Raw genomic sequence first — 15,394 nt, forward strand, 5'->3', positions numbered from 1 at the left:
CTCCTTAGTTTCCGCTGCCGGAGCCGCCGAGACCTTGGCTGCTCATGTATGAAGAAGCGGCATCGACGGCGATTTTTACCATGCGGGTAACAGCCGTAGAGGTAATCGTAGCGCCGGCAATCGCTTGAACATCGCTTCCCAGCGCAAAAGCATCGGTAGTAGGCTTATTACGGAACTGTCCGATAAACGGTTCATCCTTCGCTTTTGTTCCGATACCGGGTGAATCGGTTAATACCAAAAACTGAATCATCCTCAGCTTTTCTTCCGTGTCGATACCGATAAGAATAGTCGCCTGATCATAGGTATGACCACTCACCGTTACGATGATTCCCGTAGGCTTATCCCCCTGCAATGCGATAAAAGTATCGCCAAACGCTATTTTATCAACTAACTTCGGCATTCCTTCGGTAACAGGTCGAAATGAATCCGCCTCGGGAAAAATTGCTTGAAGCGCAAGTTTCGTTTTTGCTTCCTTTGAGGCGAGAATGCGGGGAGAGGTAAGCATATTGACCGCCGCAAGCGCAAGACAAGCAACAACAGTATAGAGCGCCAACGTAACGGATAATTTCATCATCTGTTTCATTTTGCACCTTCCTTGGCTGCCTTAACGGGCTTTACATATCCGTATTTCTTCTGAATCAGCCTATTTAAGAATGTAACGACCGAATTCATAATCAAAATGCTGTACATAACGCCTTCCGGCATTCCGGCGAACAGGCGCATCAAGGCGGTAATTAAGCCGCAGCCGGCGCCAAAAATAATCTGCCCCTTAAAGGTTACAGGGGATGTTGCATAATCGGTAGCCATAAAAACAGCGCCGAACAGCAAACCGCCGCTTAACAGCGTGAGCAACGGATCGATACCGGCAAGCGCGGTTACCGCCACAGCTGTTACTACCATAGAAACGGGAATTTGCCATTCAATAACGCGGGTAACCAGCAAGTAGACGAAACCGATGAGAATAAGCACTGCGCTCGATTCGCCGATACAGCCGCCGTGATCTCCTAAAAAGAGTTTAAGATATACATCGCTTGAGGAAGATAATCCCATCTTCTCTGCGATTGCAGCTGCGGTAGAAATACCGCCTTCCGACATTTTAAGGTACGAAAGCGGTGTGGCAGTACTCACTGCATCAAAACCGTGATGCGGCGCAACCCACGAAGTCATCAAGCGTGAAAAACTGACAAAGGCAAACGCACGGCCTACCAATGCAGGGTTAAACGGATTTGCGCCGAGCCCACCGAAAAACTCTTTTGCAACAACAATAGCAAAGATTGCGGAAACAACCACAATCCAAATAGGAATAAGCGGCGGTAAAACAAGCGCCAACAGTAAACCGGTTACCACAGCAGAGCAATCCTTTATGCGGATATCCTTGCCCATAGCTTTACGGAATGCCGCTTCGGAACCGACTGCAACGCCTACCGAAACAATAATGCGGATGAGCGCCGGCACCCCATACAGATAAATACCGTACAGCGCAAGCGGAGCAAGCGCAATCAGTACGTGTATCATCAGTTTTCTGGAAGTTACGGGACTTGCAATATGCGGTGCGGGGGAAAGGTAAATTTCATTCTTGTCTGATTCGCCCATAATTTATTTTCCTCCTTGCGCAGCGGCTGCTTTTGCAGCTTCTTTTTGCTTCGCTTCACGTAACAGCTGTTTTCCAACCTTGAATCGCTGGACAAGCTTTATACGAGCAGGACATACATAAGAACAGACACCGCATTCAATGCAGTCCATAAGCCCGTAGCGAACGGCTTCATCCAGCTTATTTGCTTTTAGAGCGCGAACAATAAGCACCGGTGAAAGGCGGCAGCTGCAATTTGTTACGCATTTACCGCAGCCGATACAGGGACTTTCTTCATCAATATTGACTTCTTCCCGTGTTAAGAAAAGAACGCCCGACGTATTCTTCTGAATGGGAAAATCGGCGCTTTTCATCGCGAAGCCCATCATTGGACCGCCGGAAATAATCTTGGTAACGCCCGGCTTTAAACGTACTACTTCGGGAATAAGGTCGCCGATACAAGTACCAATCGGAGCTATCGCATTAATCGGATTTTCACAAGCGCCGCCGCTAATCGTAAGCGGACGGTCGATTAATGGCATCCCCTTACGGAACGCATCGGAAATCGCCTTCATTGTTCCCACATTCTGAACAATACACCCGATCTGGAACGGAAGCCCGCCGGAAGGAATTTCTCTACCGACAACAGCAGACGTCAAGCTTTTTTCTCCGCCCTGCGGATATTTTGTTTTGCATAATTCAACGGAAATGTCGTAGGCGCCCGGCCCGACAGGATTTTGTTTTATCTTTGCAATCGCTTTTTCAAACACCGGAACCAGATGTGTTTTGTTATCTTCAAGCGCAATAATCCCCTTATCGGCGCCGGTAATGTGCATAATGATCGCCATTCCGTCTATAATCGTTTCGGCGGAATGATACATCGAAGCGGCATCGGTACATAGATACGGCTCGCATTCTGCAGCATTACCTAAAATGTAGTCTATTTTAGCATCTTTAGGAGGGCTCAATTTAACATGTACAGGGAAAGAAGCGCCGCCCATACCGGTTATACCGGCCTCGCGGATACGCTTAATAGCGTCCTCTTTTGTGCAGGTGAAGGGATCAAGCGGCTCCATAAAAGACTCGGAAGTGTCCTCGCCCGCTTGAATTGCGATACAAAGTGCGTCCGTGTTACCGGTAACGAGATGGGGTTCTATTTTCTTTACAGTACCGGAGATCGAAGCGTGCACGGGTGCAGACATAAATTTGTCCGTTTCCGCTATTTTTTGACCTCGTACAACCGTATCTCCAACTTTTACTAACGGAGTATTCGGAGCACCGCCTTGGGTAACCGGAATCCACACCATCTTTGTAGACGGCATAACGGCCAAGACTTCGGATTCGGCGGAAATAAATTTCCGCTCGGGAGGATGGCATCCTCCTTTAAATGATTTAGTACTCATTCTTTTATTATATAAAACATCATATATTCAGTCAAGAAAAAATCCACGATTAAATCAGGAGAAACGCATCAGACTCCTTCCCAGATTTCCCCGCAAAATCAGGGCGCTGTTCAAGCAGAATTGAACCTCTTCACGGTTCAAATGCTCGCCCAGCCCCCTGATTTTGCGATTTATATTTACCCGTCTGATGCTTTTCCCTCTTTGCTGGAAAAATGAAAGGTACTATCGGCAAACGGTAAAAACTGATAAACTAATAAATTGATTAAACTATTAAGAGTATCACGGCCACAGCCGACATAAACAGGGATATAGAGAATAGAGTAATCCGTGTATTACGGCATTGCCAATTAATGCATAATTATGCATTATGAAAGCTCAGTGGCTTATTATATGGTAAGGAGTAGAAAGAATGAGTATGAAACCGATGTTGAGGAGCAATATCTGTTTAAATGCACATCCTCAAGGGTGTAAAAAAGCGGTTGAAGATCAAATCGCGTATACAAAAAAGCGAGCTGCTACCCATCCGGCGGGAACGGCTGTGCCGAAAAACGTGTTGGTGGTCGGCTGTTCCGGCGGGTACGGACTGGCAAGCCGGATTACGGCAGCGTTCGGCTATGGGGCTACAACCATCGGCGTGTCCTATGAAAAAGCCGGTTCCGAAAAAAAATGGGGAACCCCCGGTTGGTACAACAACTTAGCGGTTGATACCGCTGCAAAAGAGGCGGGGCTTGTATCCGTTACCATCGACGGCGATGCATTCTCCGATACCATCAAAGAACAGGTCATTGCCGAAGCAAAAAAACTGGGCATACAGTTTGATTTGATTGTCTACAGTGTGGCAAGCTCCGTGCGTACCGATCCCGAGACCGGCGTTACCTACCGCTCGGCGCTCAAGCCCTTCGGAAAGCCGTTTACCGGCAAAACCCTCGACCCGTTCACCGGCGCTTTGACGGAAATTACCGCAGAACCGGCAACTGACGAAGAAGCCGCCGCTACCGTAAAGGTCATGGGCGGTGAGGATTGGCAGCGTTGGATAGAAAAACTCGGCGCTGCGGATCTGCTTGCACAAGGATGTATTACGGTTGCGTATTCCTACATTGGGCCGGAAGCTACACAAGCGCTGTACCGCAAGGGCACCATCGGTAAAGCGAAGGAACACTTGGAAGCCACCGCCCATGCATTGAACACCAAGCTCGCTGCCCTAAAAGGACAAGCCTTTGTGTCGGTTAACAAGGGACTGGTAACCCGTGCAAGCGCCGTTATTCCGGTTATTCCGCTCTATTTGGCTAGCCTTTTTAAGGTGATGAAGGAAAAAGGCACACACGAAGGCTGTATCGAACAGATCAACCGCCTTTTTGACAGCCGCCTGTATACGGTGGACGGGGTTATCCCAACGGACAGCGAACACCGTATCCGCATCGACGACTGGGAGTTGGACGAAGGGGTGCAGTCCGCCGTTGCCGCGATTATGGCAACCGTTACCGACGAAACCAGCCGCGAACTTACCGATGTGGATGAATATCGGCACGACTTTTTGGCGATTAACGGGTTTGATATTGCCGGCATCGATTATGATGCCGAGATTGACCGGTTCGACCGGATATAAGAGCCATCTCTCCTGTTGAGTACAACGGTACGGAACCACCTATGCCGGTGTATGTTAACAGGATCAGGTTGGATATTTTACACAATGCCGGCGATATAGTTGAAGATGAACCGGCATCGACACAGAGTAAGAATATGAACGAAAAATTTATTTTGAATGTCTTTGACAAATTTGAAAAGAGCTCGGCAGTGCTGCTCCATATAAAGGAAGGCGAAGCGGAGCTGACGTTGAAAAAAGAAGCGGCGTATCAGAATGTGCAGGCTGCCGTGCCGTTTGCAGTGCAAAATACACCGATGCAGCCTGTTGCCGGTGTGGACACAAACGGATATGCGGCAGCAGGCACCATGAGCGCCGGAGCGGCTCCTCATGGAGCGGCTCTGATGTCCCCCGCAGTTGCAACGGGAATATCGACTGGGGCAGAAAGCAATCCGACAAGCGCAAATTCCGTAGGTGCAGCGGCCAATACCATCTCCGGTACTGATGCAAACCTCGTAACGGTAAAAAGCCCCATTGTCGGTTCATTCTACCGCTCACCCTCCCCTGATGCTCCCGCGTATGTTGAAAAGGGGGCTAAGGTTTCAAAAGGGCAGCCGCTGTGCATCCTCGAAGCAATGAAGATGATGAACACCCTTGAGTGCGAATACGACGGAACGATTGAAGAAATTCTTGCGGTAAACGGTGATTTGGTTGAGTTTGACCAGCCGCTCTTTATAATCAGGATTTAGATATGATACGGAAAATGCTGATTGCAAACCGCGGTGAAATTGCTGTCCGCGTTATCCGCGCCTGCCGTGAAATGGGTATTGAAACGGTCGCCGTATATTCAACTGCCGATAAAGAATGTCTGCATGTGCAATTAGCGGATCATGCAGTGTGTATCGGACCGCCGCCTTCCTCCAAAAGCTATTTGAACAAGGACGCGCTGATTACCGCCGCCCTCTGTACCGGCTGTGATGCGATACACCCCGGTGTCGGCTTCCTTTCAGAAAATGCAGATTTCGCACGTGAGGTAGAAAAATCCCGTATGTTCTGGATTGGACCAAAACCCGACACTATCGAAATGCTCGGCGATAAAGTAAGAGCGCGGGAAACCGCTCAAAAAAGCGGCTTGCCGATTACCCCCGGGTCTGCCGGTGCAATTACGACAAAAGAGCAAGCTATAGAAACCGCAAATAAATGCGGGTATCCCGTTATCATTAAAGCAGCCTCAGGCGGCGGCGGCAAGGGAATGCGTATTGTCTGGAAAGAAGCCGACTTAGCCGAAAACCTCGCCATCGCGTCTTCGGAGGCGGAAGCCAATTTTGCCGACGGCACAGTCTATATTGAAAAATACTTGAGCGACCCGCGACATGTTGAGCTGCAGGTTATCGGCGATGGAGCCGGAGGTGTTGCAATCCTTGGTGAACGTGATTGCTCGGTACAGCGGAATCACCAAAAATTGATAGAAGAAAGCCCTTCTCAGGCAGTCAGCGATGCAATGTACGATGCGATGTGCTCCGGCGCCAAAAAGCTTTTTTCTACGCTCAACTATTGCGGAGCGGGTACCATCGAGTTTCTCGTTTCCGGCGAGCAGTTCTATTTTATGGAAGTAAACGCACGTGTACAGGTGGAACACCCCGTCTCCGAAATGGTAACCGGCACCGACATTATCCGTGAGCAGATTACCGTGTGTACGGGCGGCAAGATGACGCTTCCCGATGGTGTGCTACCGGTAAAGGGCTGGGCAATCGAAGCCCGTATCAATGCGCGCACACCCGGGTTGATTACAAACTTGCGAGTACCCGGCGGAAATGGTGTCCGGTTCGATGGATTTTTATATCAGGGTTATAAGGTAGTGCCTTTCTACGATTCAATGACCGCTAAGCTAATCGTGCATGGAGCGGATCGGGCACAAACCATTAAAAAACTGCTGTGTGCGCTGGATGAGCTACACATCGAAGGGATCCAAACCAATATCGAAGAGCAAAAAAAGATTTTACGATCTGCTCAATTCCAATCGGGAACCTTCGGCACCAGTCTCTATGCACAGTTATTTGAGGGAGAAAAATAATGGAATGTCCTCATTGTAAAAAACAATATGAACGAGAAACACTTTTGAAACACTTAATGGTATGCCCCGACTGCGGCTACCACATGCGGATGGATGTCCCCGACCGGATTGCCTATCTTACCGACAAAGATACGTTTGAAGAGCTTGATACAACGCTTAGGACGATGAATCCCATTCAAATGGCAGGTTATGAAGAAAAAATCTCCGCCGCGGAGGCAAAAACCTCGATGAATGAAGCCGTTGTTACCGGCAAATGTAAGATCGAAGGCAGAGATGCACTGCTGGGCATTATGTCGTTCGACTTTCTCGGCGGTTCTATGGGTTCAGTTGTCGGAGAAAAAATTTCCCGGCTTATGCTAAAGGGTGCAGCGGAACGGATACCGGTGATTATCTACGCAACGTCGGGTGGTGCGCGTATGCAGGAAGGGCTTTTTTCGCTCATGCAGATGGCAAAAACCTCAAGCGCGGCGGCGGAGTTGGACGACAAGGGAGTTCCTTTCTTTCTTATGCTCTGCGACCCCACGACAGGCGGCGTAACAGCAAGTTTTGCGATGCTCGGCGATGTAATTGCGGCGGAACCCAATGCGCTTATCGGTTTTGCAGGGCCGCGTGTTATTGAAGGTACCATCCACCAGCAGCTGCCGGAAGGCTTTCAGCGCGCCGAGTTCCAGCTCAAAAAAGGCTTTGTTGACCGCATTGTGCCGCGCATCGAGCAAAAACACTTTTTTGCTGTGATGATCGACGCGCACATGAATCCGCCGTTCGGCAAGGAAAGGAAGTAACATGAATAAAGAAAACGAACAGCTGACCGACCAAAGTGAAATTCTGTCAAGTCTCCGTGATATTGCAGACAAATATGGGCTCGATATTACCAAAGAACTTAAAACGATAAATGAAAAACTGCAAGCAAGTTCTGCAATTTCGCAAGTGTGGCGGAAAATCGAACTCGCCCGACACAATGACCGTCCACGTACCCTCGATTATATCGATATGATCTTTGATAACTTTATCGAGCTGCACGGAGATCGTTGTTTTGGGGACGATCCTGCACTGATAGGCGGTATTGCATTTATCAATGGAATACCGGTAACGGTTATCGGTAACCAAAAAGGACGGAACTTGCGGGAAACCATCGACCGGAACGGCGGTATGGCAAACCCCGAAGGCTACCGTAAAGCGCTCAGACTGATTAAACAGGCGGAAAAATTCCACCGTCCGATTATCACCTTTGTTGACACGCAGGGCGCCTATCCGGGACTCGGTTCGGAGGAACGCGGTATCGCCGAAGCTATCGCGGTAAACTTACGAGAACTGAGCCGTGTAAAAGCCCCTGTTATCTGCTTTGTCATTGGAGAAGGCGGCTCAGGCGGTGCACTCGGCATCGGAGTCGGCGATAAGGTATATATGCTGGAAAATGCGATTTTCTCGGTTATCTCTCCGGAGGGCTGTGCATCGATTCTATTGCGGGATTCAAGCAAGGCAAAGGACGCCGCCGCGATGCTGAAAATTACCAGCCACGAGGTACTCGGACTCAAGTTGATTAACGGCGTTATTGGAGAGCCGGTCGATGGCGCCCATACCAACCCGCAGCAGGCGGCCGATAAGATCCGCGCACAAATCCTGCACGACCTAGCCGATCTTTGTAAGCGCGATCCCAAAGTCTTGGTGCGCTACCGCCGCAAAAAAATACACGCAATCGGTCTTTACTCGGAGTAAAAAAAAGACCTCTCAAACAAAAAACGTTGAGAGGCTCTTACTTCTTTAAGTATTCATTCAGGAGAGCCTCTAAAAACCTAACCGTTTTTAGAGGCTCGATTAATCATCGGCAACCCCGTCAATCACTTATTTACGGTTTAATGTACCCTTAGCTGTTAAAATGTTATCCTTTAACGCAAACTTCAGCGTTCCTTCATAATGATAGGCTGCATCGGAAGCAAAAGTGTCGATTTTCAACGGTAATTTATCCCAATCCAAATCGGACATTTTTGTAGGATCACCGCCGGCTTTGAGGTATTCGGGCTTGATGACATAACCGGTATCTGTCTTTTCAGTAATATCTTTTGCAATTTTAGCTCCGGTGAGGATGTTAAAATCACCATTTGTATCGGTCGTTAACTCATAAGCCGTTGTCTTGCGGGCAAACCGTATTATAAAAGCACCGTCGGTGTTTGTTACTTGGAGTCCGTATCCCTCGACGAATTTCCAATCGGCAAGCGGAAACAAAAACAGACTGCGAAGCGCTGCCGGAATTGCCGCTTTTTTATCTGCAGCATTACCTGCATAGCGAACGGCATTAAATGCTTTTGTAGAACCTTTCAAACTGGCGCCCGAAACCGCATCGAATTTGTCATGCACCGTCTCTTGTTTTCCAAGCGTCCAATTAAAATAATTGGATTCATAATCTTGTTTGGCAATGTTCATTCTAAAGTCGATTTTGACATCGGCTTTAGCATTGGAAGCTGTAGCATCGGCAGCTCCGGATGCAAACGCAAGAACACTTGTCAAAAAAAGAACCGATAATACGAAAGTGAATTTTTTCATATTCCTTCCTCCTATTAAAGAAAATTTCGGATATTCCCGTATCATCGTAATTGTTTGCGATGGATAACATTGAAATATCGAAACACAGCATAATGAATTTCTTTTGAAAAGTAAAGTAGACGAACCAAAGGCCACAATACTGTTAGAAATCACACAAATCAGGGATACTTGACATATCCTTCTTTTTTATGTTATAAACCTGCAATTTAAATTGAAAGAGGCAATAATGACAAAGCGCTTACGGCAACACCAGTATAATCCTTGTGTACCATTCGGGGGTATAATCCGCAAGGGTTCACCCTTTCAACTGCCGGTAAGCATTATTACCGTAACCGATAAGGATACTGTTTTCTAAATGAAGACAGTATCCTTTTTTTTTGCTTGAGGAGTGTAAAATAAAAGCCGTACAAATAGCACGGCTTTTATTTACTCAAGTTTGCTCAAGCGCAAACTTGTATATCTTATGCACGTTCTCACTTCGTTGCGAACGCGCGTAAAAAGTCAATCGAAAGTTGATACTTTCTTCTTGACTTTTTATGGGAGGTTCTATGATAAACGGAAAGAAGGATATCATTTCAATGAATGATTTCACCGCAGAAGAAATTCTGCTCATTTTGAAAAAGGCGGAAGCAATAGAAAAAATGTCCGATAAAGAAAAACTTTCGCTGATGCACGGCAAAATTGTCGCAACTATGTTTTATGAACCGAGCACGCGAACAAAACTGTCATTTGAGTCGGCTGCGATGCGGCTCGGTGCAAATATCCTCTATTTTGATACGGAACATTCATCGGTTAAAAAAGGGGAGTCCTTTTCGGACACCATACGCATGGTGGAATCCTATTCGGACATCATTGTTATTCGCCATCCGATGGACGGAGCGGCGCGCCTTGCAGCTTCCGTTTCGCATAAGCCGGTGTTAAACGGCGGCGACGGTTCAAACCAGCATCCAAGTCAAACGCTCCTTGATTTGTATACCATTATGAAAGAAAAAGGCACTTTGGAAAATCTCCATATTGCTTTTACCGGTGATTTAAAATACGGGCGTACCGTCCATTCGTTGGCTAAAGCCCTCAAGCATTTTCATCCGGTTATCTACTTTGTTTCTCCGTCAAACCTTGCCATGCCGCAATATCTGCTTGACGATTTGGATGATGCAGGGGTTACCTACTATATAGAAGAAAACTTTACCGGCTGTTTGGATAAACTCGATGTATTTTATATGACCCGCATTCAGCGCGAACGTTTCCCCGATCCGGAAGAATACGAAAAGGTGAAAGGCGTTTATATCATCAATAGGGGCAACATAGAAGGGAAGTGCAAAGACGATATGATTATCCTGCATCCGCTGCCGCGTGTGAATGAAATCGATGTGGATTTGGACACTACAAAATATGCGCGTTATTTTGAACAAGCGCGGAACGGCATCCCGATTAGACAGGCAATGATGATGCTCTCTCTAGAACAATAAAAGCTCAAGAAGCAATGAGGTATTAAACCGTCCGTGCGAATAACGGAACTACAAGAAGGAGTTGAATGATGGAATTACAGATAACTGCATTGGAAAACGGAATAGTGATTGACCATATACCGCCGGAGCGTACCTTTGCGATCGTCAAAATGCTGAAATTAAAAGAGTATACCGATATGGTAACCGTCGGTTTTAATTTGCATAGCAAGGCGCACAATAAAAAAGGCCTGATTAAGATTGCCGATAAAACATTGACCAAATCGGAGCTGGCAAAAATTTCGCTGTTGGCACCTCATGCGACGGTGAATATTATTAAAGACAGTAAGGTTGTACAGAAAATACCGCTTGAATTGCCAGATGAAATTGAAGCATTTATACACTGCGAAAATTTTAAATGTATTTCAAATAATGAAGCGGTACCGTCGCGGTTTATAAAGGTACATTCGCATGGACAGGACTGCTACAAGTGTTTTTACTGTGAACGGGTCACTCCGGTCGCCGACATTAAGCTTAATTTAAATTAGCGGAGAAGCGGTATGGAACACCGGTGCGGAAAAAAGCATTTTGAAAAAACCGAAATTGTTTCCCATGAATATGCGGGAGCCGATTGTTACTGTCTTACCGTCCGATTGCCGCGGAGGCTGGAAGGCACCGATCTTCCCCGTGCGGGACAGTTTTACATGATCAGTTTGCACGATAAATCCCATATTTTACCCCGCCCCATCAGTCTGCATTCATTTGATGAGAAACAGGGGTCTTTGAGCTTTGTATATCGCCCCATAGGCGCCGGCACACAAGAATTAACGCAGTACCGTGCCGGTGAAAGCCTTGCTATTCAAGGCCCCTTGGGGAACGGCTTTATGGTTCCTTCCGCCGGCTCTTGTCATATTATTGCGGGCGGCGGTATAGGACTTGCACCGCTGCCTCAACTGATACGGACGATTCGGAGTAGGCAGTCGGAAGCGCGCATTATTTTTTTTGCAGGAGGACGCGACCGGCATATTCAAGAACTTATCGATTTTTTTGCTTTGCCTGCGGATATTGAACTCATCCTTTGTAGTGATGACGGCAGCCTCGGTATTAATGGCTTTGTACCGGACGTACTTTCAGCGTATATTGAAAAATATCGCAGTAGAGGGGCTTCCTCTGCGGACATTGCGATGATCTATGCCTGCGGGCCAACTGCAATGCTGAATAAAATACGTGCGTTTTCGCAGTCGGCGCAGTTACCCTGTCAGCTTTCCCTTGAGCGCCGGATGGCTTGCGGTGTGCGCGCCTGTATGGGATGTTCCATTCAAACGGCTGCGGGGGTTAAAAAAGTATGCGCCGATGGCCCTGTTTTCGATTCGCTTTTATTCCCGCACGAATTGCCGTAACAATGAGAGAATGATATGAGCAAACTTACACTGGATTTTTTAGGTTTACATTTAGCGAACCCGTTGATGACGGCGAGCGGCTGCTTCGGCTACGGTACCGACTATGCGGATTTCTTTGATCCGAATATACTCGGTGCAGCGGTGCTGAAAGGTTTAACGCTTGAGCCGCGGGACGGTAATGCAGGAGTGCGGATTGCAGAAACGCCGTCCGGTATGCTCAACTGCGTCGGTTTGGAAAATGTCGGCTATGATGAGTTTGTGCGGCGGGTATTGCCGGAAATCCTTCCGCAGCTACACATTCCGTTGATTATTAATATTAACGGCAAAACCGCAGAAGAATATGCGGAACTTGCCGCCCGTCTGAACGACATCGCGGAAGTTGCGGCCATAGAGCTCAATATTTCCTGCCCGAATGTAAAGCATGGAGGGATGGCTTTCGGTACCGATCCGGCGCAAACGGAGCGGGTGGTCTCGCTGGTACGGGCGGCAAGCCGGAAACCGCTCATCGTGAAGCTGTCGCCGAACGTTACCGACATTACGGTTTTTGCCCGCATCGCGGAGGCTCAAGGAGCGGATGCGCTGTCGCTGATTAACACGGTTTCCGGTATGGCAATCGACATCAATACGCAAAAGCCTCTGCTCGGCAATATTTTCGGCGGACTGTCCGGACCTGCGGTAAAACCCATCGCGGTCAGGATGGTCTATCAGGCGTCGCAGGTTACGTCGCTGCCGATCGTCGGAATGGGCGGTATACGGACTGCCGAGGACGCAATCGAATTTATACTTGCAGGCGCTTCGGCAGTTGCGGTCGGCTGCGGTCTTTTTAACAATCCTTGCGCTGCGGTAGAAATACTTGACGGTCTTGAACGATACTGTGAAAAGCATCAAACTGCCGTTACGGATTTGGTTGGCCGCAGCCATCCCGATAGAGGAACTGCATACCGCAGCAGACTCAAACACCGCGGCACTGTTCGCAGTACCGTTCAATAAGAAGAGAGTAAGGGAGTCTCGAAAGCAAACAGCTTTTGGGATACCCTGATCCCGGAGGAGTTTTACAATATGGAAAAGACACAATGCGGAACTATCAGCAGCGCTGTTCGTGAAAAATTGATTGTTGCGTTGGACTATGACACGCTCGACCAAGCAGCCGCCCTCGTGGAGCAGCTCGGCGATAGCGTTACGGTGTATAAGGCTGGGTTGGAAATTTTCTTACGGACGAAGGGAGCCATTGTCGATTATTTGCACGGAAAAAACAAAAAAGTATTTTTGGATTTAAAGTTCCACGATATTACCAACACGGTAGTACAGGCCTGCCTTTTTGCGGCGGAGCAAAACGTGTTCATGTTCAATGTGCATTGTTCCAACAGCGAAAAAACCATGCGGGCAGTCGCCGAGATGCTCAAAGAAAAAGGTTCTCGGAGCATTTGCATCGGCGTAACGGTCTTAACCAATTTAAACGCACAAGACTTACAACAATTCTACGGAGCAGCCGTCGATGTCAAAACAACCGTCGAAGCGATGGCGGCCGCTGTCAGCAATGCCGGTTTACAGGGTATTGTCTGTTCCGCTCAGGAGGCTGGCGCTATTAAACAGCGTTTCGGCAAGAATTTCATTACCGTATGTCCGGGAGTTCGACCTGCCTTTACCCAAAGCAGCTCGTATGCTCAAAGCCGCAAAGAAGATCAGGCGCGGGTGATGACTGCCTATGAAGCGGTAAAAAACGGAGCCGATTATTTGGTGGTCGGTCGCCCGATTACCCAACATCCCGATCCCGTTCAGGCTGTATATGCGGTTTTGGAGGAAATTAGAGGGAACCTCTAAAAACTTCAGTTTTTTAGAGGTTTTCCTTAAGTTTATTTGCGATGTCTTTGTTTAAGTCATTATAACATAGAGACTTAAACAAAAACTCGTCGGGCATCTCTAAAAATCTAACCGAGTTTTTAGAGATGCCCTAGACTGGCAACGGAGGGCTAAACGGTGCTCATACTCAAAAACGGAAAAACCGTCCGCAACGAAATTATCGACCTTGTAATCAACGGCGATATAATTGAAGATATCATCATCAAACAGGGGCTGTCCGCTCAGCACTGCATAAAAGAAGTGGATGCCGTACAGGATTCACAAGAGATTGATTTGGAAGGCCGCCTCGTTATGCCGGGCATTATCGACCTGCACACCCACATGAGAGATCCGGGGCTTACTCATAAAGAAGATTTTTATACCGGTTCGCGTGCTTGTGCAAAAGGCGGCATAACGACTTTTTTTGATATGCCGAATACGCAGCCGCCGACGGTAACGGCTCAGGCGCTTACGGAAAAAATTGCACAGGCGGCGCGGGTTTCAGCCGTTAATTTCGGCTTTCACTTCGGCGCTTCAAAAAACAATAATATTGATGAAATCCGGCGCGTTATCGGCAGCGGTCAGGCGCGCAGTACGAAGGTGTTTATGAATGTAAGCACCGGTCTTATGCTGATTGAAGACACCGCTCTGCTGGCTGAAATTTTTAAGGTCGGCGGCTTGGTCTTTGTGCATGCCGAAGCGGAGATGATCGACAAAGCGATTGAGCTGAATGCCCGCTATGGGAACGGTCTGTATATTTGCCATATTTCTTCCGAAGAAGAGATGCGGACGGTCATCAAGGCGAAGCAAAATCCTGAATTACATAACCGGCAGCATCCCATCTATGCGGAAGTAACGCCTCATCATCTTTTTTTACACACCGGTATGCGCGAAGCGAGTACCGAAGCCAATATGCTGTTGCGGATGAAGCCCGAACTGAAAGCGCAATCCGATACTGCATTTTTGATGCAGGCCATTCGGGACGGCTACGTCGATACCATCGGCACCGATCACGCGCCTCACACACTGGATGAGAAATTGACAAAGCTGACTTTCGGCATACCGGGCGCCGAAACCTCGCTGGCGCTGATGCTCACTGCGGTGGCGGAAGGAGATATCACGCTGCCGCTGCTTCAAAAGCTGATGAGTGAAAATCCTGCTGCAATCCTCGGGCTAACGCGCAAAGGTGTACTTGCAAAAGGCGCCGATGCCGATATTACCGTTGCCGACACCGCGGTACACTGGCAGCTTGGCCGAAAGGACATCGCATCGAAATGCGGATGGTCGCCTTTTGAGGGCTGGAACTTTATCGGTAAAAATTATATGACTATTGTAAACGGCAACATAGTCTACCGTGACGGCCGTTTTGCCGCCGATTTACAGGAACGTCCCGCCGGACGTTTCGTATTTCAGACATAGGGCAACCGCATCACAATTTGTTTTAAGCGGTTGGCTTCCTTCTGTACGAAATTTTAATAAAATTTCGTACAGTTTTTTCAAGAGAAGGGTAAACGCATCAGACAGAATAGATCAGAATCGC

At 48.0% G+C, this 15,394-nt stretch carries 16 protein-coding genes; 12 read left to right on the plus strand and 4 right to left on the minus strand.

Going from position 1 to position 15,394, the window contains the following annotated elements:
- Positions 1-4 precede the first annotated feature (4 nt).
- The 3 genes from DWB79_RS02330 to rsxC are packed head-to-tail and all read right to left on the minus strand — an operon-like array spanning position 5 to position 2,973.
- On the minus strand, positions 5-583 hold the full coding sequence (locus DWB79_RS02330) for an RnfABCDGE type electron transport complex subunit G (protein ID WP_016522457.1): 579 nt from the start codon (positions 581-583) through the stop codon (positions 5-7).
- On the minus strand, positions 580-1,593 hold the full coding sequence (locus tag DWB79_RS02335; RefSeq protein ID WP_016522458.1) for an RnfABCDGE type electron transport complex subunit D: 1,014 nt from the start codon (positions 1,591-1,593) through the stop codon (positions 580-582). Before DWB79_RS02335 ends, DWB79_RS02330 begins: the two co-directional genes overlap by 4 nt.
- Before the next feature lie 3 nt (positions 1,594-1,596).
- Positions 1,597-2,973, minus strand: a complete 1,377-nt coding sequence (gene rsxC, locus DWB79_RS02340; RefSeq protein ID WP_016522459.1) for an electron transport complex subunit RsxC — start codon at positions 2,971-2,973, stop codon at positions 1,597-1,599.
- A gap of 409 nt (positions 2,974-3,382) precedes the next feature.
- Between rsxC and fabV the strand changes: the two genes are divergently transcribed.
- The 5 genes from fabV (at position 3,383) to DWB79_RS02365 (ending at position 8,345) form a co-directional block, all read left to right on the plus strand.
- Positions 3,383-4,579 (plus strand): enoyl-ACP reductase FabV, encoded by a 1,197-nt coding sequence (fabV, locus tag DWB79_RS02345; protein ID WP_016522460.1) that lies wholly within the window; start codon positions 3,383-3,385, stop codon positions 4,577-4,579.
- A 134-nt stretch (positions 4,580-4,713) separates the two neighbouring features.
- Entirely contained in the window at positions 4,714-5,304 is a 591-nt protein-coding gene (gene accB / locus DWB79_RS02350) for an acetyl-CoA carboxylase biotin carboxyl carrier protein (RefSeq protein ID WP_040859352.1), read from the plus strand.
- A 2-nt stretch (positions 5,305-5,306) separates the two neighbouring features.
- Complete coding sequence (locus DWB79_RS02355; RefSeq protein ID WP_016522462.1) at positions 5,307-6,629, plus strand: acetyl-CoA carboxylase biotin carboxylase subunit; 1,323 nt, start codon at positions 5,307-5,309, stop codon at positions 6,627-6,629.
- Entirely contained in the window at positions 6,629-7,411 is a 783-nt protein-coding gene (gene accD / locus DWB79_RS02360; protein WP_016522463.1) for an acetyl-CoA carboxylase, carboxyltransferase subunit beta, read from the plus strand. Before DWB79_RS02355 ends, accD begins: the two co-directional genes overlap by 1 nt.
- 1 nt (position 7,412) lies before the next feature.
- On the plus strand, positions 7,413-8,345 hold the full coding sequence (locus tag DWB79_RS02365) for an acetyl-CoA carboxylase carboxyltransferase subunit alpha (protein ID WP_016522464.1): 933 nt from the start codon (positions 7,413-7,415) through the stop codon (positions 8,343-8,345).
- A 126-nt stretch (positions 8,346-8,471) separates the two neighbouring features.
- Here the strand turns inward: DWB79_RS02365 and DWB79_RS02370 are convergent, their stop codons facing one another.
- Entirely contained in the window at positions 8,472-9,170 is a 699-nt protein-coding gene (locus tag DWB79_RS02370) for a hypothetical protein (protein WP_016522465.1), read from the minus strand.
- Positions 9,171-9,396: 226 nt separating this feature from the next.
- On the opposite strand from DWB79_RS02370, the gene DWB79_RS12160 reads away from it, so the two are divergent.
- From DWB79_RS12160 to DWB79_RS02400, 7 genes are all read left to right on the plus strand, one after another.
- Complete coding sequence (locus DWB79_RS12160; protein ID WP_276588727.1) at positions 9,397-9,525, plus strand: hypothetical protein; 129 nt, start codon at positions 9,397-9,399, stop codon at positions 9,523-9,525.
- A 193-nt stretch (positions 9,526-9,718) separates the two neighbouring features.
- Positions 9,719-10,639: an aspartate carbamoyltransferase gene (gene pyrB / locus DWB79_RS02375; protein ID WP_016522466.1), complete on the plus strand. Its 921-nt coding sequence runs from the start codon at positions 9,719-9,721 to the stop codon at positions 10,637-10,639.
- Between the two features lie 65 nt (positions 10,640-10,704).
- Positions 10,705-11,163 carry an aspartate carbamoyltransferase regulatory subunit gene (locus DWB79_RS02380; RefSeq protein WP_040858957.1) on the plus strand — a complete coding sequence of 153 codons (459 nt, stop codon included), beginning with the start codon at positions 10,705-10,707 and terminating at the stop codon, positions 11,161-11,163.
- Between the two features lie 12 nt (positions 11,164-11,175).
- Positions 11,176-12,015 (plus strand): dihydroorotate dehydrogenase electron transfer subunit, encoded by an 840-nt coding sequence (locus tag DWB79_RS02385; RefSeq protein ID WP_016522468.1) that lies wholly within the window; start codon positions 11,176-11,178, stop codon positions 12,013-12,015.
- Between the two features lie 15 nt (positions 12,016-12,030).
- On the plus strand, positions 12,031-13,005 hold the full coding sequence (locus DWB79_RS02390; RefSeq protein ID WP_016522469.1) for a dihydroorotate dehydrogenase: 975 nt from the start codon (positions 12,031-12,033) through the stop codon (positions 13,003-13,005).
- Positions 13,006-13,074: 69 nt separating this feature from the next.
- Positions 13,075-13,836, plus strand: coding sequence for an orotidine-5'-phosphate decarboxylase (pyrF, locus tag DWB79_RS02395; RefSeq protein ID WP_016522470.1), 762 nt, complete (start codon positions 13,075-13,077; stop codon positions 13,834-13,836).
- Between the two features lie 156 nt (positions 13,837-13,992).
- Positions 13,993-15,273, plus strand: coding sequence for a dihydroorotase (locus DWB79_RS02400; protein ID WP_016522471.1), 1,281 nt, complete (start codon positions 13,993-13,995; stop codon positions 15,271-15,273).
- Positions 15,274-15,394: the final 121 nt, after the last annotated feature.

The organism is Treponema medium (genome assembly GCF_017161265.1).
GTDB classification, from domain to species: domain Bacteria; phylum Spirochaetota; class Spirochaetia; order Treponematales; family Treponemataceae; genus Treponema; species Treponema medium.

Coding starts and splice junctions, on each gene's coding strand:
- DWB79_RS02390 (WP_016522469.1), top strand. CDS start 12,031: ATGAGCAAACTTACACTGGATTTTTTAGGTTTACATTTAGCGAACCCG.
- DWB79_RS02370 (WP_016522465.1), bottom strand. CDS start 9,170: ATGAAAAAATTCACTTTCGTATTATCGGTTCTTTTTTTGACAAGTGTT.
- DWB79_RS02385 (WP_016522468.1), top strand. CDS start 11,176: ATGGAACACCGGTGCGGAAAAAAGCATTTTGAAAAAACCGAAATTGTT.
- fabV (WP_016522460.1), top strand. CDS start 3,383: ATGAGTATGAAACCGATGTTGAGGAGCAATATCTGTTTAAATGCACAT.
- rsxC (WP_016522459.1), bottom strand. CDS start 2,973: ATGAGTACTAAATCATTTAAAGGAGGATGCCATCCTCCCGAGCGGAAA.
- DWB79_RS02335 (WP_016522458.1), bottom strand. CDS start 1,593: ATGGGCGAATCAGACAAGAATGAAATTTACCTTTCCCCCGCACCGCAT.
- pyrF (WP_016522470.1), top strand. CDS start 13,075: ATGGAAAAGACACAATGCGGAACTATCAGCAGCGCTGTTCGTGAAAAA.
- DWB79_RS02355 (WP_016522462.1), top strand. CDS start 5,307: ATGATACGGAAAATGCTGATTGCAAACCGCGGTGAAATTGCTGTCCGC.
- pyrB (WP_016522466.1), top strand. CDS start 9,719: ATGATAAACGGAAAGAAGGATATCATTTCAATGAATGATTTCACCGCA.
- DWB79_RS02330 (WP_016522457.1), bottom strand. CDS start 583: ATGAAACAGATGATGAAATTATCCGTTACGTTGGCGCTCTATACTGTT.
- DWB79_RS02365 (WP_016522464.1), top strand. CDS start 7,413: ATGAATAAAGAAAACGAACAGCTGACCGACCAAAGTGAAATTCTGTCA.
- DWB79_RS02380 (WP_040858957.1), top strand. CDS start 10,705: ATGATGGAATTACAGATAACTGCATTGGAAAACGGAATAGTGATTGAC.
- accD (WP_016522463.1), top strand. CDS start 6,629: ATGGAATGTCCTCATTGTAAAAAACAATATGAACGAGAAACACTTTTG.
- DWB79_RS12160 (WP_276588727.1), top strand. CDS start 9,397: ATGACAAAGCGCTTACGGCAACACCAGTATAATCCTTGTGTACCATTC.
- accB (WP_040859352.1), top strand. CDS start 4,714: ATGAACGAAAAATTTATTTTGAATGTCTTTGACAAATTTGAAAAGAGC.